Annotated in this window: 19 protein-coding genes and 1 other RNA gene; 15 read left to right on the forward strand and 5 right to left on the reverse strand. The window is 49.0% G+C overall.

Annotated features, from left to right (window positions below; translation table 11 throughout):
• The 7 genes from WC259_RS04970 to WC259_RS05000 all read left to right on the forward strand — a co-directional run.
• The coding region (locus tag WC259_RS04970; RefSeq protein ID WP_372643423.1) for a phage portal protein at nucleotides 1-1,003 on the forward strand (1,003 nt) is incomplete at its 5' end.
• 23 nt (nucleotides 1,004-1,026) lie between these two features.
• The gene (locus WC259_RS04975; protein WP_011928790.1) at nucleotides 1,027-1,476 is read left to right on the forward strand and encodes a hypothetical protein; all 450 of its coding nucleotides are present in this window, start codon (nucleotides 1,027-1,029) and stop codon (nucleotides 1,474-1,476) included.
• Nucleotides 1,477-1,478: 2 nt separating this feature from the next.
• The gene (locus tag WC259_RS04980) at nucleotides 1,479-2,399 is read left to right on the forward strand and encodes a major capsid protein (RefSeq protein WP_372643427.1); all 921 of its coding nucleotides are present in this window, start codon (nucleotides 1,479-1,481) and stop codon (nucleotides 2,397-2,399) included.
• 67 nt (nucleotides 2,400-2,466) lie between these two features.
• Entirely contained in the window at nucleotides 2,467-3,066 is a 600-nt protein-coding gene (locus tag WC259_RS04985) for a hypothetical protein (protein WP_011928792.1), read from the forward strand.
• Nucleotides 3,067-3,112: 46 nt separating this feature from the next.
• The gene (locus WC259_RS04990) at nucleotides 3,113-3,352 is read left to right on the forward strand and encodes a hypothetical protein (protein ID WP_011928793.1); all 240 of its coding nucleotides are present in this window, start codon (nucleotides 3,113-3,115) and stop codon (nucleotides 3,350-3,352) included.
• Entirely contained in the window at nucleotides 3,353-5,353 is a 2,001-nt protein-coding gene (locus WC259_RS04995) for a hypothetical protein (protein WP_372643431.1), read from the forward strand.
• Between the two features lie 9 nt (nucleotides 5,354-5,362).
• Nucleotides 5,363-5,575, forward strand: a complete 213-nt coding sequence (locus tag WC259_RS05000; RefSeq protein WP_011928795.1) for a hypothetical protein — start codon at nucleotides 5,363-5,365, stop codon at nucleotides 5,573-5,575.
• A gap of 114 nt (nucleotides 5,576-5,689) precedes the next feature.
• Here WC259_RS05000 and WC259_RS05005 read toward each other — a convergent pair whose 3' ends face one another.
• Together WC259_RS05005 and WC259_RS05010 are read right to left on the reverse strand one after the other, a co-directional pair.
• Nucleotides 5,690-7,063, reverse strand: a complete 1,374-nt coding sequence (locus WC259_RS05005; protein ID WP_372643434.1) for a hypothetical protein — start codon at nucleotides 7,061-7,063, stop codon at nucleotides 5,690-5,692.
• Entirely contained in the window at nucleotides 7,053-7,415 is a 363-nt protein-coding gene (locus WC259_RS05010) for a hypothetical protein (protein WP_012984150.1), read from the reverse strand. The genes WC259_RS05005 and WC259_RS05010 overlap by 11 nt, the downstream gene beginning before the upstream one ends.
• A 107-nt stretch (nucleotides 7,416-7,522) precedes the next feature.
• Between WC259_RS05010 and WC259_RS05015 the strand changes: the two genes are divergently transcribed.
• The 3 genes from WC259_RS05015 (at nucleotide 7,523) to rnpB (ending at nucleotide 9,091) form a co-directional block, all read left to right on the forward strand.
• Nucleotides 7,523-8,218 carry a zinc ribbon domain-containing protein gene (locus WC259_RS05015; RefSeq protein ID WP_011308884.1) on the forward strand — a complete coding sequence of 232 codons (696 nt, stop codon included), beginning with the start codon at nucleotides 7,523-7,525 and terminating at the stop codon, nucleotides 8,216-8,218.
• 33 nt (nucleotides 8,219-8,251) lie between these two features.
• The gene (locus tag WC259_RS05020; RefSeq protein ID WP_196479331.1) at nucleotides 8,252-8,641 is read left to right on the forward strand and encodes a ribonuclease HI family protein; all 390 of its coding nucleotides are present in this window, start codon (nucleotides 8,252-8,254) and stop codon (nucleotides 8,639-8,641) included.
• A 95-nt stretch (nucleotides 8,642-8,736) separates the two neighbouring features.
• Nucleotides 8,737-9,091: RNase P RNA component class A (gene rnpB / locus WC259_RS05025), an RNA gene on the forward strand.
• A 90-nt stretch (nucleotides 9,092-9,181) separates the two neighbouring features.
• On the opposite strand, the gene WC259_RS05030 is transcribed toward rnpB, so the two are convergent.
• Nucleotides 9,182-9,799 carry a DUF4328 domain-containing protein gene (locus tag WC259_RS05030; RefSeq protein ID WP_012984152.1) on the reverse strand — a complete coding sequence of 206 codons (618 nt, stop codon included), beginning with the start codon at nucleotides 9,797-9,799 and terminating at the stop codon, nucleotides 9,182-9,184.
• A 331-nt stretch (nucleotides 9,800-10,130) separates the two neighbouring features.
• Here WC259_RS05030 and WC259_RS05035 point away from each other — a divergent pair, with 331 nt between their 5' ends.
• The 5 genes from WC259_RS05035 to WC259_RS05055 all read left to right on the forward strand — a co-directional run bounded on the left by WC259_RS05035 (nucleotide 10,131) and on the right by WC259_RS05055 (nucleotide 15,916).
• Entirely contained in the window at nucleotides 10,131-10,373 is a 243-nt protein-coding gene (locus WC259_RS05035; RefSeq protein ID WP_238583004.1) for a hypothetical protein, read from the forward strand.
• Nucleotides 10,374-10,470: 97 nt separating this feature from the next.
• Complete coding sequence (locus tag WC259_RS05040; RefSeq protein ID WP_011308889.1) at nucleotides 10,471-11,604, forward strand: S41 family peptidase; 1,134 nt, start codon at nucleotides 10,471-10,473, stop codon at nucleotides 11,602-11,604.
• A 115-nt stretch (nucleotides 11,605-11,719) separates the two neighbouring features.
• Nucleotides 11,720-12,760 carry a phenylalanine--tRNA ligase subunit alpha gene (gene pheS / locus WC259_RS05045; RefSeq protein WP_011308890.1) on the forward strand — a complete coding sequence of 347 codons (1,041 nt, stop codon included), beginning with the start codon at nucleotides 11,720-11,722 and terminating at the stop codon, nucleotides 12,758-12,760.
• Between the two features lies 1 nt (nucleotide 12,761).
• Nucleotides 12,762-15,191 carry a phenylalanine--tRNA ligase subunit beta gene (pheT, locus tag WC259_RS05050; RefSeq protein WP_015406925.1) on the forward strand — a complete coding sequence of 810 codons (2,430 nt, stop codon included), beginning with the start codon at nucleotides 12,762-12,764 and terminating at the stop codon, nucleotides 15,189-15,191.
• 89 nt (nucleotides 15,192-15,280) lie between these two features.
• Entirely contained in the window at nucleotides 15,281-15,916 is a 636-nt protein-coding gene (locus WC259_RS05055; protein WP_011308892.1) for an inorganic diphosphatase, read from the forward strand.
• A 65-nt stretch (nucleotides 15,917-15,981) separates the two neighbouring features.
• On the opposite strand, the gene WC259_RS05060 is transcribed toward WC259_RS05055, so the two are convergent.
• Both WC259_RS05060 and WC259_RS05065 read right to left on the reverse strand, forming a co-directional pair.
• On the reverse strand, nucleotides 15,982-17,691 hold the full coding sequence (locus WC259_RS05060; RefSeq protein WP_015406926.1) for a proline--tRNA ligase: 1,710 nt from the start codon (nucleotides 17,689-17,691) through the stop codon (nucleotides 15,982-15,984).
• A 93-nt stretch (nucleotides 17,692-17,784) separates the two neighbouring features.
• Nucleotides 17,785-18,330: flavodoxin-dependent (E)-4-hydroxy-3-methylbut-2-enyl-diphosphate synthase (locus tag WC259_RS05065; protein WP_372643443.1), on the reverse strand; the 546-nt coding region annotated here is incomplete at its 5' end.

Below are 18,330 nucleotides of genomic sequence, written 5' to 3' on the forward strand. Positions count from 1 at the left end.
GGCGGGCAGAGTGAGGGTGAGTGCTCCTGATATACAGGGTATTTATGCCTGGTGGTCACCGGATGATATGTCCCGTATTTATAGGGTAGCTTCCCGTTACGCTTTAAACAGCGAGGAAGCGGCTGTAAGTTACGGGCTGGAGCTTAGCGCAAAAAGGTCTTTTCTGACCGAGGTCTGGACGGAAGAGACCTTTGAACTCTGGCTGGATGAAAAACTGCTTGAGAGCAAACCCAATCCTTACGGGTTTATCCCGTTTGTTATTTTCCCCAATCTGCGCGAACCCAAGCGTTTCTGGGGGGTATCTGATCTGGATGAGATTATGGAACCCCAGCGGGAACTTAACCGCGCCTTAAGCCAGCTTTCCCGTATTCTGGAGCTTTCCGGCAACCCGATTGCGGTGCTGGAAAACGTGGAGCAGTCTGAGGATATTGCGGTCAGGCCGGGGGCAGTTTGGAATCTGCCCGAAGATACCCGCGCTTACCTGCTGGACCTGCTGCAGGGTGGGGGTGTGGGGCTTCACATAAACTATGTAGACCTGCTTTACCGCACTTTGCATGATATTGCCGAAGCACCCAGAGCCGCTTTCGGCGGCAGCGGGCGTGACCTTTCGGGGGTAGCTTTGGAAATAGAGCTTCAGCCTCTGCTTCAGCGGGTTTGGCGGAAACGCCTGATACGGAGTGTGGCCTATCGCAAACGTAGCGGCATGATACTGCGGCTGCTTGAAAAATACCGGGGACTGGACTTTAACGGGGTAGACCCAAGCATCAGTTTCAGCCCTGTGTTGCCCAGAGACCTTTCGGTGGTGGTAGGGAATGAACAGACTATGGTTCAAAGCGGTATCCATTCCCGCCGCAAGGCTATGAATGAGCTGGGTATCAAAGACCCGGATGCGGAGTTTGAACGCTGGTGCGAGGAACGCCGCCGGATACTGGAGATGAACCGTGACAGCAGTGTGAAAAGTGGAAAACAGCGCCAGAGTGAGAGAGTTGCGCTTGAAGAATAGGAATGAAAAAGAAAGGAGTGCAAGTGAAAACAACTGAAAAAGAACCGGAACCCTTGGTCTCTGAAACAGAGGCAGTCTCCACTGAGGATTCGGCTGAAAGCATGGACAGCCTTAAGGAAAGGCTTGCCCTAAGCCAGAGCCGAGCCGAAGAACTTTTGAAGAGCCAGCAGGAAGCCTGCGAACGGGTAACTCAACTGGAGGTTGAGCTGAGATTGGCGGTGGAAAGTTACCGCAGGCTGATGGTTGAACAAAACCCGGAAGTGATACCTGAACTTATTAGCGGACAGACAGTAGAGGAGATAAACCGCTCTTTAGAAGTGTCCCGCAAACTGGTGGCCCGAGTAAAGCAAAGCCTTGAGAAAGATGCGGTGCTTGCCAGAGTGCCGCTGGGGCAAGCCTCCCGGCAGAAACCGGATTTTTCATCACTTTCTGCCCGGGAAAAAATTAAATATGCAGTAGGAGGAACTAATTAAATATGGCAATTTCATTAACCGAGGCTTCAAAGCTTTCAAACGATATTCTCAAGCAGGGGGTGATTGAGACTATTGTCAGGGAATCTCCCGTTTTAGCCAATATGCCCTTTATAGAGGTAATGGGTAACGGGCTGACCTATAACCAGGAGAAAACCCTGCCGGATATCAGTTTTTATGACACCGGTGACACCTGGGATGAATCTACCCCCACCTTTGAACAGAAAACTGCCCAGCTGAAGATTATGGGTGGTGATGCTGACGTGGACAATTTCCTGAAGACCACCCGGAGCAATGTTCAGGATCTGGAAACGGCCATTATTGAGCTGAAAGCCAAAGCCCTGAAGGATAAGTTTGAAGAGGTTTTTATTTACGGTGATTCGGCGGTAAGCTCAAAACAGTTTGATGGCTTAAGGAAGCTGATTAATCCTGCTTCGGCCAGTTCCCAGCTGGTTGCCGCCGGTGCTTCCGGTGCCAGTCTGAGTCTTGCCAAGCTGGATGAACTGGTAGATGCGGTAAAAGGCGGCAAACCGGATATGCTCCTGATGAGCCGCCGCAGCCGCCGCAAACTGAATGCTCTTTTACGGGCGGGTGGAGGCATGCTGGAAACTGACCGTGATAAATGGGGCAACTTTATCCAGTTTTGGGATGGTATACCTATCGGGGTGAGTGACTGGATTTTGGATACCCATGTGGTTGCCGAAGGACTGGAAACTGCTACTTCGGGTGGCGGGTGCTCTGCTATTTATGCCCTGCAGTTTGGCGAGGGCGGTCTTTGCGGCCTGAGCAGCCCCGGCTTTGTTCAAGTGGAGGCTTTAGGCTCACTGGAAAATAAGGACGCCAGCCGCACCCGGGTTAAATGGTACTGCTCACTGGCCCTTTTCAGTGCGGTCAAGGCGGCCGCACTTATCGGGGTAACGGACTAATAATTTTGGTTTGGGCGGGGGCGGGTTTAAGTTTTGCCTGTCCCCGCCTTTATTATGGAGGGAAAATATGAATCTGGTTGCAATGCGTACTCTGGTACGCCGTGATCTGCACGATGAAGATGAGGTAAACCGGCGTTGGACTGATGCTGAACTGGACCGTCACATAGGGCACGCACTGGAGGAACTTTCACGGAGTGTCCCCCTTGAAACAGAATGCCTGATACCGGTAACGGACGGAGACAGGGAATTTACCCTGAGTACCCTTGAGGGGTTTATCCGTTTGCAGGCGGTGGAATATCCCATAGATAGCTATCCGCCTGTTTTCCACCGCTTTGATTGCCGGGCGGACAAAATGAAACTGCTGGATGAGGTCTTGCCCGAAGACGGTTATATCCGGCTGTATTACTCTGCTAGCCACACCATGACAGCCGAAAGCACCAGCCTGCCGTCTTATCTGGAAGACCTGGTGGCTATCGGGGCGGAGGGGTTTGCCAGCCTGGAGTGGGCAGTTTTCTGTGTAAACAGGGTAAACAGCGGCGGTACAGATACTCCCAAGGTATTTGAAGCTATAGGGCGGGAGAGGCTGGTGTATTTCAGGAATGAGTTAAGGCGGCTTTGCAGCCAAAACAAAGTCAGGGTGAACAGCCTTTTTACACCTGCCGGCTAAACAGGCATGTTATATGCTATGGACAAGATGAAGGAGGAAGATAGATATGAATTTTTACCGTGAACTATGGAGCCGCATTGGAGGCCGCCCATGGACGTATATCCTGAGGGATTTTTGGCACAAATACGAGGGGCTTTGCATTTTGGCATTGGTGGCCGGGGGGGCTTTTTTGGGGCACTGGCTTTGGCATAATGTTTTGTGGTATTTGCTGAACTTTACTTTCGGGTATATCGCCGGGCATCTTTTTTGGGGGAAAGACTATATACCTGACCAGAAGGGGGATTAAATGTATCCACTCAGCCCGTCACTTCTGTCTGCCCAGCAATCAGCTTGTGCCTGCCCCAAGGTAAAACTGACGGTCAGAAACCGTCTGGACGGGGCGTCAAAGCTGAAATGGGAGGAAATATATGCCGGTACCCAGCCGGAGGGATATCACTCCGTAGCTATAGCCGGAGACGGCGCCATGATACGTATCCGTATAGGTGATAATCCGGATAACTACAGGCTCTATTTCCAGCGGGTTGCCCAGCCGGCACCGGGGGCTGATTTCGGGCAATGGACGTATAGCGGTTCTTATTTTTTCAGCCGGGCAGGTGTGGCCAGTTTTGGTAACAAGGTCTGTGTGGTGGCGGTGGATTATAACCGCAATATGTTTATCTTTGAAAGCACAAATAACGGCCAGACCTGGTCAGCCCCGGTAAAGATTGGTACCAGCAATACTTCACAGGTTTACGGGGTATCCATAGCCTTTAAACCCAACGGAGACATGGCGGTATTTTACATAGAGCGCACCCTGCTGTGTTATAAGAAAAGGGTGAATGGCAACTGGCAGTCACGCCAGCAGTGGGATAAATCTACTGATGTTCTTTCAGGAGTGAGTGCGGTTTATGACGGGGATTGGCGGCTGGCAGTTTCAGGCACCGACCTTTCCGGTTGCTCCAAGGTTTGGAGTTTGAGTTTGGGTGACGGGGCTGATTTTGCAGTCGGAGTTTGGTCTCCCCTGTACGAATTTGCATCCGCCCCGGCCGGGGGGCTTTACAGCTATACCTCTGTCTCTATGGATTGCCCGGATGTATTTCGGGTGTGTTATCTGGAAAATTATACTGGTAGTGTGGCAGACAAGCGGGCATTTCTAAGCCATTTGGTAGCAGATACCGGTTTTAACGATAACATCTGGCGTGAAAGCGTGCCTACCAGTATGAGCAGTGATTATGGCTTTGCAATGGTAAATGACGGCCAGTATGTGTATTTAGCCGGGATTAGCCGGATTTATCGGGCCAAGATTGCCCAGAATAGTTTGGAAATAGGGGCAGATATACTGCGCCTGGAATCTGCCTGCGGCAATCTGAAAGGCAGTCTGGCAGTTGAGCTGGATAATTCAAGCGGCCGTTATACCGGGGCTGGCACCGGTGAACTGGATATGCTGGCACCGGGCAGTGAAATAGAGTTTTATCCCGGTTATGAAACCGAGAGTGGAAACGAATACGGGCCGGGGCAACTGTATATTATCCAGAGTTTGGAAAGGCGTATTGCCGGTGGCAAATCCAGCCTGCTGATACGGGCTGAAGACGCTTTTTGCCGTCTGAAACGATGGCGGGCAACTAACCAAATGCGCTGGAATCGTAATTCCTCTCAGCTTTCGGTCAGAGGGATACTGGGTTATGTGTTAAGCAAAGCAGGTATACGTATGGAAGTGCTTAACGCATCAGCCCAGTTGGGAAATTTCTATCCGGATTTCACTATACATGTGGGTGATGACGGGTTTGAACTTATGGGTAAACTGCTTAGCTTTGTAACTGATTTGGTATTTTTGCAGGGCAACTGCCTATATTCAATCTATCCGCAGGCAGCAGATAACCCTCTTTACAGTTACGGCGTTACCCATCCTGTCTTTAGCGGGATTTATGCCGATACTTCTTCCGAGGTAAACAGGGTTGTGCTGGAAGGGGTAGATGCTGCTTCCAATCTGTTTATGGTGCAGGGGTTTGTCTGGGAGGAGATTTACCAGAATCATGACCTGACCCTGAGGTTGTATGACCGTAACATAAACACTCTGGCGCAGGCAGGGGAACGGCTGGATAGCTGCCTGCGGATGGCAGTTTTAAAACAACAGATGGGACAGATTGTTGTGCCTATAAATTGCGGACAACAGCTTTTTGACGTGATAAGTATCAGCCAGCCGGAATGCGGGCTTGAAGGGCTTATCCGCCGTATAAACGGTATCCGTACTTCTTATGAGCCGTGTAAGGGTATATACCGGCAAGAGCTGAGTTTGGGAAAGGTGTAAGGAGGTACCATGGATATTAAACGAGCAGTGCTGAAGGTTTTTAATTCTACCAGTTATACTGCCTCTATCCAGCTGGCTGGGGACTACAAGTCTGTGCTGGAAGAAGTAAAGGTTGCCCGCAATATACCCTCTTCTGAAATGCTGGCCGGGCGGAATCTGGGGGTCTGGTTTTATGATGACCATAACACCAAAGATACTCTGGTGATAGCAGTTTACTCCTGAATTTAGCGGGATAAGGTTAGTTTAAACTCATTTTTATAACGGTGCCAGCCACATAGTCAGCTGGCACCGTTATATTATTGTGTCCTGACAGGCGGACGGCAGTTTTAGTTTATATCAGTTTGAGCCTTTGGCGCTTCTGGGGGCATAGGCTTCGGCTGCTTCAAGGCAGAGTGCCAGGCTCATCAGGTAATCATCGTGGCCGCGGGTGGTTTCTACGTAAAAATTCATCTGCTGGCTTTGGCGGTAGTCTGCCCGTGCCAGCCCCATTTCCTGCCAGAACAGGGTGTACTCCGAACTGCCATTTGCTGCATACATCTTCAGTCTGCCTGAATTTACGGCCGAAAGCAGGTTAAACCCCAGCTGTGATTTAGAGGCAGGCTGAAAGGCAAACGGCAGAATACGGCTGCCCAGTGATTCCCGCAGGAACGAGGCTACCGGCTGTCCCAAACCGGTGGCATCCACTGCTACCTTGCGGCATTTCCAAACTTTACCCAGCAGTTCCACCAGCTTTTCATAGAGAAGGGCATGACGTGTTCCTTGCCAGCTGTAATGGCAGACCAGCCTGACCTGAGGCAGGTTGTAGGGGGCTTTGGCAAAGGTATAATCCAGCTCCGCAATAGTAAGCACGCTTGAGTCCCGCCGTAAGTTTACAGTTGTCGGGGAGATGCCGCCCGTTTGACTGTCCTCGCCTGCCAGATCAAGACCAGCCACATATACCTTGCCCTTTTCGGGGTAGACTTGACAGGGGTGATTTCCTTTAAGCAAATCAAGCTGTTCGTTACTGAACATGCCGCCGCCACCGCTTACCGGAAGTAAGCGGTACTGGGTCAGGAATAAAGGGTGGTTTTCCCCCAGTCTCTCTTTTTCAGACAGGGCATATGCCAGATAAGCCGGGTTGTGGGCGGCTACTGCCTCCCAGTCATACCGGAAATGCCGTTTCAGCCCGTCTTTTTGCTCTTTTTCTATATTTTGTTCTTTTATCTCTTCAAGAAGGCTGAAACTGTCCCAGGTAGTGCCGTAAAGAACGGTGGTAACATTGGTGGTGGCGCCCATGGGTTTAAATTCCTTGCTGTACTTTTCCTTGTTCACGTCTTGGGCTTCATCTACCTCCAGTAGCAGGTGGGCGGTATTGCCCACCACGCTGGCACTTGGTTCGGCTGACAGAAAAACGGCTCTGGCCTGATTGAGCCTGATAATATACCCGCCTTCGGTGTGGTATATATCCGTAAAACCGGCCTCATTCAGGCGGTCTTTCAGCCTCATCATGGAGATATTCAGCTGGGGTTTGAAGGTAGGGGCGCATTTAACCAGATTTTTAGGCTCAAACATGTAAAGAGTAAGAAGCAGGAGCTCCAGCTGGGATGAAAGTTCATTTTTCCCGCCCTGCCGGGCTATTTCTACGCTGAAGGTCTGCCCCTGCTGGTTAAATATACTTCGTAACACCGCCCTGGCAACATCCTGCTGGTAGGGGCGAAGTTTATTTATCAAAGGTAGCCTTTATAATGCCCAGCGGCACAGCTACGTCCCTGAGGACGTTGAAAATAGCCTCTTTCAATCCGCCTTTGTCCTGACGGCTGATGTTGTAACGGGCAGAAAGCAGGCGTGACAGGGTGGTTACGGCCTGCATTAGCAGTTTCAGATTGTCTGGGTCATGGCGGAGGACGGATTTGATTTTTACCCTGAGCAGGGCAATTTCTTCGTCAATACCTTCCGTCAGGGTTGCCTGTTCATAGTCCTCCAGTTCATCAGTATCCAGTACGCGGGAATAGAAGCCGTGTTTGCGGGCATTCTGGTTGCCGTAGGGAGCGCCTTTTTTTCTTTCAATAAATTCTTGTGTCATAGTGGTAGAATAATAGCACAAATGTTCTAATATCAGCTATAATCATCTGTCACTCTTTAGATAGTTATTGCTAAAGTGTGATGCAGGACTTACAATAGTGGGCAAGTATGCAACTAGCAAAAGAGCTTTATCAACTGCAAGAACTGGAACTGGATTTGGAGTCTCACCTGATGCAGGCCTCCAAATTACAGGCAATCCTGCAGGATGACTCTGCTCTCAGGCAGGCCGAAAATAATCTGGTGGAAGCGGCCAGCCATCTGAAAGAACAGCAGGCTTCTCTGCGTGAACTTGAAAGTCAGTCTGCTGATTTGGATGCCAAGATAAACGAAATTAAGAAAAGCCTGTATTCAGGACGGATTAATAATCCCAAAGAGCTTTCTAATCTGAGTAAGGAACAGGAAATCCTTGAAGCAAAGCGTACCCAGATAGATGATCAAGCGCTTGCCGGCATGGACCGTCTGGAAGAGTTGCAGACTAATTGCAATCAGGTAATGGAGGGGCTGGAAACTGCCCGCTCGGAATGGCAGCAAGACCAGACCCAAAATACCCAGTCACTGAACCTGATACATTTAGAGATAGAAAAGCTTAAAAACGAACGTCATGAGTTTATGTCCCGTTTTGAACAGCCGGATTTGGTACTTTTCCAGACTCTGCGTAAAAGCAAGGGCAAAGCTGTTTCAAAGGTAGAACAAGGGAATTGCCGTGGTTGCGGTTTGAAATTAACAGCGGCTTGGATGCAGCGTGCCAGAGCCGGTACTCTGGTGCAGTGCAGCGGTTGCCAGCGAATATTATATCTGGATTGAAAGAAAGGTATCTAAAAGATTAGCAAGATTATTATAAACACAGACGGGGCATCAAGGGGTAATCCCGGCCCAGCCTCCATTGGCGTAACCCTCAAGGACGAAAAAAACAATCCGGTTGCCTGTATTTCCAAAGCTATTGGTCATGCCACCAACAACCAAGCCGAATATCAGGCTCTGCTGGCAGGGCTGGAAAAGGCCGCTTCTCTGGGTGCAAAGGAACTGGAAATTCGCTCGGATTCAGAGCTTCTGGTAAAACAAATAAAGGGCGAATACCGAATGAAAAACGAGGGGCTTAAACCCCTGTTCAGCAAAGCTGTTTCACTGTTGGGGCGTTTTGAACGCTACCAAATAAAGTACATACCCCGCGCCCAAAACTCTGAGGCAGACGCTCTGGCTAACAAAGCTTTGGATGGCGGAAGCTGAGACTCCTGTTTAAGCTAAAAGGGTGGCTATCCGCTTTTTGTTTTTAGAGTACTTTTTATGCGGGTAGAACATATCTCTGCTATACTAGAGCTTGCCAAGTAGACCGGGTGGCCGCCCGCCTTTAAAGCGGGAGGAAAGTCCGAGCTCCTCCAGACAGGATGCTGGGTAACACCCAGGGGGGGCGACCCTACGGAAAGTGCAACAGAAACATACCGCCTGTGAAAACAGGTAAGGGCGAAATGGTGAGGTAAGAGCTCACCGGCAGTCCGGGTGACCGGCTGGCCGGGTAAACCCCGTCCGGAGCAAGGCCAAATAGGGGAACGCAAGGACGTCTGGCCTGTTCCCGGGTTGGCCGCATGAACCAGACGGTAACGTCTGGTCTAGATAGATGGTCATCACCTTTGCCTTCGGGCAAGGGTACAGAACTCGGCTTACAGGTCTGCTTGGCTTAATTTATTTCAGTAAACCACCCCTTTGAGGGGTGGTTTTTCTATTTAGTAAATATCCGGGCTGGATTTTTAATTCGGGTTTGGCCTGATTTTAGTTTGGCAGTTTCAGGTGGGTGTTAAACTGGTAAAAAAGAATAAAACTGCCTCCGCTTGCGGCGATTACTGTTGCCACTGTAAATATGTTGGCTACAGATTCCCTTGATGAATAAGAATCAGACAGTGCAAATGGTGAGATTTGAGGGAAAACAAACAATGTAACCGCCAGCAGACAGAGTATCCACCAGATTTTAAATAGCAAATTTATTTTGTATTCTAGCAGGGCGGTTTGAGTTTCTAGAGGCTGTTTGCTTAGTTGCCATGTTTCAGCCGTAAATAACAGCGGAAATACCAAATTGATTACGGGTATCAAGAACCCCGGAAATACCCGGCTGGATTTGTAGCGGGGAGTGATGCGGTGCAGGTTAACATAAAATGCGTGGCTCAAGTACAGGTAAAACATGCCGCTGACAAAGCTAACGGCAAGCAGTATATTCAAGCCCAGAGTCGCTTGGTCTACTGCCTCTTCGCAAAGATGGAGGTAAGACGGGATAACAAAATTGGTCTGGCTGGTAGTGTTCAGGAAGGCGCTCAGGTGAGATTGCTGGACAGCCAGATATATGCCGCTTAACATAGACAGCCCCAGCAGTACCAGCAAAAGCCGGCCAAGCATTTTTAATCCTGAAATGTTCCTGTTTTGGTTGGTATTCCGCAAGTTAGCCCCTGTTTTCTATGGAAATATATATATAAATGTATACTAGTAAGACTATAATGGCAAGTGATGTCTACTATTGCAAGTGATGTCTCCCGGCGGATGGTTTTCCCAAATAATAAAATCAGGCACTCTTGATGCTTCAAACAGGCTGGATTTCAAGGCTTAATATGCTCAAAATACAAAGATACCAGCCATTAGTGAGGTTGACCAGAGGGTTTGACTGGTTATAAATTATGCTCCGCAACGCTCCTCAGGTGGTTTGCTGCTTGCTAGGTGGTGATGGGTTATAATGAGGGCAATTATGGAAGACCTGAATATCTCTGCTCTGGATTTTGTCCAATTCTGCCACCGCCGTTGCGGGCAGGAATGGCCTGAACTGTATGACGAAATGTGCAGGGTAGCCGGACGGCGGCTCTACCGGGGGATGGGTTATTACGAACTGAATAATCTGGGTATTCCTCTGGATCTGGCTAATCTGGACAGCACCTTGGCTCTGGTAGACCAATTCAAATCAAATCAGAAGTGTTCTTAGCGGTACTTTACAGTAATTGTTAGCTTAAGGCTCGGGAGTAGTACTTCCGGGCCTTTTGTTTTATGATTAGAACAGGATATTTTACAGGGAGACGTCTATGACTTTTAGAATAAAAGTATTGCTGGGCACTATTCTGTCCATGGTTGGTTTGCTGGGGTCTTTCGCCCTGGGTTATTTTAGCGGCGGCGTGTCCGCTTTAAACAGTGACGAAAACCTGTCCAGTATTGTAACTGCCTGGCAGATTATTACTACTGAATACGTAGAGCCGGATATTATAGATCAGGCGGCTCTGGCTGAAGCGGCTATAAAGGGTATGATGGATGAGCTGAATGACCCCCATTCCGTTTATCTGAATGCCGAAGACTATCAGGCCAGTCTGGAGTACGATGACGGCCAATATGTAGGGATAGGTGCCACTGTCCAGATAGAAGACGGGGTGATTACCCTGATTCCTTATGAGGGTTCTCCGGCAGCTTTGGCAGGCATACAGGCCGGCGATATTTTACTGGAAGTGGACGGTCAGTCCGTTGACGGATTTAGTTTGGCAGACCTGTCTCCGCTGGTCAGGGGCGAAAAGGGGACTTTGATAACGCTAAAGGTAGAAAGAAGCACCTCTGCCCAACCGCTGCTGTTTAACGTTACCCGTAATGAAATACTTATTCCCAGCGTTTCCTCTGAAATGATGGGAGATATAGCTTATATCCGTCTCAGCCGTTTTAGCGAAAGGACAGACGCAGAGCTGGAGCAGGTGCTCAAAAATCTGGGTGATGCCAAAGGGATAGTGCTGGATTTAAGGGGCAATCCCGGTGGCCTGGTAAGTTCGGTTATAAATGTAACCAGCCGTTTTGTAAGCAGCGGGGTGGTTTTAACCACTGTTGACAATGCCGGAAACTCGGAGGAATACAAAATAGTCCCCAAGGCTGTAACTACCAGTTTGCCCATGGTAGTATTGGTAGACCAGTACAGTGCCAGCGGTTCCGAAGCCCTTTCAGGTGCTTTGCAGGACTACGGGCGGGCAACTATTGTGGGTAAGACTACTTATGGCAAGGGTAGTGTAAACCGCACCTTTGATGTGACCGGGAACACCGGTATCTACTTGACTATAGGCCGCTGGTATACACCTAACGGGCGGATGATAGAAGGTCAGGGTATTACCCCGGATATAGAACTGGAGTTGGCAGGTGACGAAGCTGTTAACTGGGCGCTAAATTTTATGCATGGGGAAGCCTAAATAGCCTGAAGGCAGGCTGTTTAGGACGGACAAACCTGACATAATGTTGGGCTGTGTTGACCATTCAAAGCTAATAGCATATAATTTTTACAAAATTTTGATGTGAAGCTGGGCTATGGAAGAAATTAAAAATATCACTGACATTACCCAAAGCGCCCTTGCCGAACTGGAAGCCATAACAGATCTCAAGGATCTTGAAGCGTGGCGTGTCCGGTATTTAGGCAAGAAAAGCCTGCTGACCGGAGCACTCCGGAATCTGGCCAGTTTGCCCATAGAAGAACGTAAAGCAGCCGGAGCGGCAGCTAATGAAGCCAAAGCCGCACTTGAGGCCGCTTTTTTGCAAAAAGAGCAGATATCTAAAGAAAAACAGTTTGCCAGCCGTAATGAAGGGCTGGATATTACTCTGCCCGGCAGACCCTGGCCTATCGGACGTATCCACCCCCTGACGCAGGTAACCAATGAGGTTACTACTATTTTCTCAAGTCTGGGTTTTTCAGTCGTGGAAGGGCCGGAAATAGAAGATGATTACCATAATTTTGAGGCTTTGAATATTCCTGAAGATCATCCCGCCCGGGAAAATATGCAGACCTTTTGGATAGACAGGCCTAATGACAACGGCAGGCTGGATACCCTGCTTCGCACCCATACCTCTCCCATGCAGGTACGTTATATGGAGAAAAACAAACCTCCTATACGGATAGTAGTACCGGGAAAGGTTTATCGTTACGAAGCAACCGATGCCACCCACATTCCCATGTTTACCCAGGTGGAGGGTCTGGTGGTGGACAGGGGTATTTCCATGGCCCATCTTAAAGGCACTTTGATGGAGTTTTGCCGCCGTTTCTTCGGGGCTAACCGCAAGGTTCGTTTCCGCTGTGACTATTTCCCCTTTGTAGAGCCGGGTGTAGAAGTAGCGGTAAGCTGTACCTGCGGCGGTAAAAAAGAATGCAGTGTTTGCCACGGTTCCGGCTGGCTGGAGATTTTGGGTGCGGGCATGGTGCACCCTAAGGTGCTGGAGAGGGTAGGCATAGATTCAGAACAATATACCGGCTTTGCCTTCGGCATGGGGCTGGAAAGATTGCCTATGCTGAGGTACGGTATTGATGATATCCGTCTCTTCTACTCTAACGATACTAGATTCTTGAGGCAGTTTTAATATGAAAATACCTTTGAAGTGGCTTAAAGAATACCTTCCAACTGATATACAGCCTGCCGAACTGGCCGAACGGATGACTATGGCCGGTACTGAGGTGGCAGTATTAAATTCCCATAAAGACAAATGGCCAAACGTATATGTAGGCCAGATTATGGAAGTAAACCGCCACCCCAACGCTGACCGCCTGGTGCTGGTAAAGGTGGATTGGGGGCAGGGGCAGGAAACAGTGGTTACCGGCGCACCTAACTGCAAAGTCGGTGACAAGGTGGTTTTTGCCCGTACGGGTGCAGTCTTGATAGACGGTCACAACGGTAAGGAAATTGTGCTGAAGCCGGCTGTTTTGCGGGGAGTGGAATCCTGCGGAATGGTTTGTTCCGAACGGGAACTGGGGTTGTCAGATGAACATGAGGGTATTTTGGTATTGCCGGCGGATGCGCCTGTTGGCATGCTGGCCAGCGAATATCTGGGTGAGATAATATTTGATCTGGAGCTTACCCCTAACCGGGGTGATTTGATGTGTGTAACCGGCGTAGCCAGAGAACTGGGCGCACTGATAGACCGTTTGCCTGCTATCAGCGACCCGGATTTTAAAGCAACCGGCCCGGATATAAAAGAAAAAATAGAAATTGAAATAAATAACAGCAAACTCTGTACCCGTTATACCGCCAGCCTGATAGAAGGAATCAAACTTGGGGAATCGCCAGATTGGCTTAAAGAACGGCTGATTGCCTGCGGTATGCGCCCTATAAATAACGTAGTAGATGCTACCAACTACGTCATGCTGGAATTTGGCCAGCCACTGCATGCCTTTGACTACGACCAGATAAAATCACGGCATATTATTGTCCGCCCCGCGGCAGAGGGTGAAGTTTTAACTACTCTGGACGGGGTTGAACGGAAACTTAGCCCGGATATGCTGCTTATTACCGAACCTGACAGGATAATTGCCTTGGCGGGGGTGATGGGTGGTGAAAATACCGAGGTAACTGAAAAAACCTCCCGCATACTTTTGGAATCGGCCACCTTTGATAAGCAAAGCATCCGTAAGACCGCCAGAGGTTTAAAACTCCAGAGTGAGGCTTCTGCCCGTTTTGAAAAGGGGCTTAGCTACGAACTCGCTCCTATTGCTCTGAAACGCGCCACCCAGCTGATACTTGAAATAGCCGGTGGACAGGCAGCTTCAGGGTTGATAGATGTTTTGCCTAATAAAAAGGAAAGAAACGGTATTGTGCTCTCACTGGCAAAGGTTAATCAGATATTAGGCTATGAGAAAGAACCGCCTGATGCCTGTAAAATAGCCAAAAGGCTGGGTTTTATCTGGCTTCCCGAATATGTACCTGGCATGGAAGAATTCGGTTACGGTGCGACTGAGGATATGGTGCGTATTTATCCGGGATATTGGCGGATGGATATTGAAACCGACATTGATATGATTGAAGAAGTGGCCAGAATAGCGGGCTACCATACCATACCCTGCCTGCCTCTGGATAAAGCTATACCCAAAATAGAAACGCCCCCGTTGCCCGGCATGAAGCGTTTCCTAAGGCAAATACTCTCAGGTTATGGTTTTCAGGAACTTATTTCATATTCATTTACCAGCCGTGAAATGCTTTCCCGTGTTTCATCAGGTGCTGAGCCCGAATTTCTGGCTATCAGCAACCCCATGAGCAGTGAGCAAGAGGTTATGCGCACCAGTTTGCGTCCCAGCTTGTATGCTTCTCTGGCGGCAAACCGCCGCTTTGAAAAAGACGGTCTCAGGCTTTATGAGCTTGGGCGTGTTTACCTGCCGAAAGAGAATAAAAAACAGGAAGAACCTGAGATGCTGTGTGCTGTTATAGCGGGTGGTTCGTCTCAATCCCGGTGGCAGAGAAATACCGCCGGTTTTGACTTTTTTGATGTTAAGGGCATTGTGGAATCTATGGTAAGCCGTTTGGGGCTTTCAGCTGATTTTGTGGTATCTGACGAACATGGCTTGTCCCATGGGTATCAGGCCGGTATTCTGGTAGGGGATATGCCGGTGGGTATTTTGGGGCAGGTAAGCCCTCAAACTGCAGATAAATTTGACATAACAGAGCCGGTATATATGTTTGAAATCAATCTGTCAAAACTTATTACCAGAGCTATGGTTCGCCGCAAATTTAATCCTATTAACCGTTTCCCGGCAGTTGAACGGGATTTGGCTTTGGTGATTGACAGGCATATCACTAATCGGCAGGTTATAGACATACTCTCAGAATACGATTTGGTAAAAAATGCGGAACTGTTTGATATGTATCAGGGCAAACAGATAGCCGAGAATAAAAAATCACTGGCCTACCATCTTCTTTTCCAATCTGATACCCATACCCTGAAAGATGAGGAAGTGGACGGAGTGATGAGCCAGATACTTGGACGGCTGAATACTGAAACGGGAGCAGTTTTGCGTTCCTAACGGGTTTATCCGGTAATTTAAAGGGGCTTTTTAAAAAGCCCCTTTTGGTTTTTTCAGCCTGAATAAGGTATTATAAACACGGAGGAAAAATGTTAAGCGATAGTTCAAAGAAAATTAAAAAAGAAGTTGAAGCCATAAACTCTGAGTTCAAGACAATAGTTGGTTGTGGTGAAGCAAAATGCCCTAAACTGAAAAGATTGAGACTGGCAAGTACGCCGGATATTACTCTGACGGTTATGATAGAAATACCCAAGGGTAGCCGGAATAAATATGAATATGATAAAGAACGCAAGGTAATCAAGTTTGACCGTATGCTTTTCTCGGCTGTCCATTATCCCAGTGATTACGGTTTCATTGTGGATACTTTGGCCGAAGACGGTGACCCCCTTGATGCCTTGGTTTTAGTTTGGGAGCCTACCTTTCCCGGTTGTATGATAGAAACTAAACCGGTGGGGCTTTTCAAAATGTACGATGAAAAAGGCCCGGATGCCAAGTTATTGTGCGTACCCATTGGTGACCCGCACTTTAACTTCATTCGTGACCTTTCGGATGTGCCTCCCCACCTGCTGAAGGAAATATTCCATTTCTTTAACATATATAAAGAGCTGGAATCCAAAAAGACAGGTGTTGAAGGTTGGGAAGACCGCGAATCAGCCATTAAGACTTACTGGGAGTCTCACCAGAGGTATCTGGATACACTTAAAGACACAAAAAAAGTGAAATAATAAAAAGGGGCTTTTAAAGCCCCTTAAATTTTATCTGTTATATAGATTTATACCGGTCAGAGGGGTTATAAATCACTCTCTGATTTGATGGTGGCTATTACCCTTTCCACTATACTATCCAGCGGAACAAGCTCGGATTCCTTGTTTCGGCGGAGTTTAAATTCCACCCCGCCCTTATCCAGATTGCGGGGGCTGATAGTCAGCCTGAGGGGTATGCCCAGCAGGTCTGCATCGTTAAATTTAACCCCGGCTGTAAGCTCACGGTCATCAAACAGCACTTCAATGCTTTTGGCTTCCAGTTCTTTATATATTTTTTCAGCGCTTTCGCGGACAACGGGGTTATCCAGAAAAAGCCCGCAGATATACACCTGATACGGGGCAATTGGCATAGGCCAGATAATACCTTTTTCGTCATGGTTTTGCTCTATGGCGGCGGCCAGCAGCCGTCCTACCCCCATACCGTAGCAACCCATAATAATGGGGTGGCTGACACCCTCTGCGTCAGTGAAGTTTGCCCCGAAACGTTCGGAAAGGAATGTCCCCAGTTTGAAAATATGCCCCACTTCCACCCCCCGTTTGGAGGCGAAAGTACCGTCACAGAAGGGGCAGGCCGAGCCTTCGGCAGCCAGAGCAATATCCGCCATTTTATCCGCCCTGAAATCCCGCCCGCAGTTGACGTTTTTCAGGTGAAAGCCGTCTTTATTGGCACCGGCTACGAAGTTAGAGCCGTTTTCAACAGAGTCATCTGCAACTATCAGGATATTTTTTAAGCCTACCGGTGATGCCGAACCTGCCACTACTCCGGCGGCCTTGACTTCACCGTCTTCCGCCAGACGCAGGTCATTGCACTTAAGCAGGTTTTTAAGCTTTATCTCGTTTATATCCAAATCTCCCCGAATAACAGCCATTACAAACTTGCCGTCTGCCATATAGAAGACCGCTTTGAGGGTGTTTTCAGGTTTGACCGCAAGAAAACGGGCTACGTCTGAAATAGCTTTCTGTCCGGGAGTGGCTACTTCTTCCAAATCTTTCAGGGTTTCTTTGGGCAGGGTTTTCTTTTTGAATACAGCTTTTTCGGCATTGGCGGCGTAGCTGCATTTCGGGCAGTAGATGATACTGTCTTCACCGCTTTCAGCTACAATCATAAACTCATGTGAGGCCTTGCCGCCTATAGCTCCGCTGTCCGCGTCTATCACCATAGATTCCAGACCGCAACGGCGGTAAACACTTTCGTAGGCCTGTTTCATGGTCTGATAGCTGTCATCCAACCCTTCGGGGCTGGCGTCAAAGCTGTACATATCTTTCATAATAAATTCACGTACCCGTATCAATCCGCCGCGGGGGCGGGGTTCGTCACGGAACTTGGCCTGTATCTGGTAAAGCCGCTGAGGCAGGTCACGGTAACTCTGGATATAGCGGCTGGCGAGGTCAGTTATTACCTCTTCATGGGTAGGTCCAAGCACCAGATTACGGTCTTTGCGGTCTTTCAAATGGAAAAGGGTCTGCCCGAAGGGGGCTTCACGTCCGCTCTGCTGCCATATTTCCACCGGCTGAAGTACCGGCATGGCCAGTTCCTGACAGCCTGCTTTATTCATTTCCTGCCGTATAATGTTTTCAATTTTCTGGATAGAACGCCAGGCCAGAGGCATAAATGAATATACTCCGGCGGTCAGCTGGGCTATCATGCCCGAACGCAGAAGCAACTGGTGGCTTATCGTTTCGGCATCTGACGGGATTTCACGCTGGGTTTTGCCAAATAACCTGGAATAACGCATTTTGTAAGCTCCTTGTAAATAACGGCTTGCCGAGAAGGATTATACCCTAAAATCATCTGCCAAAGAAGCCTGAAGACGGATAGCGGACACAAGCTACAGGGAGGCTATCTCCCGTAACAGGGCATCTACCAGCTCATCTTCGGGGACTACGGCAATTTTTTCGCCCTTGCGGAAGAGCAGTCCCTGTCCTTTGCCGCAGGCTATGCCCAAATCAGCCTCTTTGGCTTCGCCGGGGCCGTTTACGGCACAGCCCATTACCGCTACCCTGATAGGCTTGTCTATTTTGTTTAAAGCCTCCTGTACCCGTGAGGCAATACCCACAATATCCACCTCGGTTCGGGAGCAGGTGGGGCAACTGACCAGTATCGGGCCGCGCTGCCTGAGGTTAAGGCTCTTTAGTATTTCATAAGCGGCAAATACTTCTTCCTGAGGTGGGGCAGTCAGGGAAACACGGATAGTATCCCCAATGCCCATGTAAAGCAGGTTGCCTATTCCCACCGCACTCCGCACCAGACCCGTTTTAGGCGTACCCGTTTCGGTAATGCCCACATGCAAAGGGTAGGGTATGAGAGAGGCTATCTGTGTGTAGGCCTCAATAGTGGTGGGTACATCAAATGCCTTCAGTGAAACCTTAATCAG

Source organism: Dehalococcoides sp. (assembly GCF_041654235.1).
Lineage (GTDB): Bacteria > Chloroflexota > Dehalococcoidia > Dehalococcoidales > Dehalococcoidaceae > Dehalococcoides > Dehalococcoides mccartyi_B.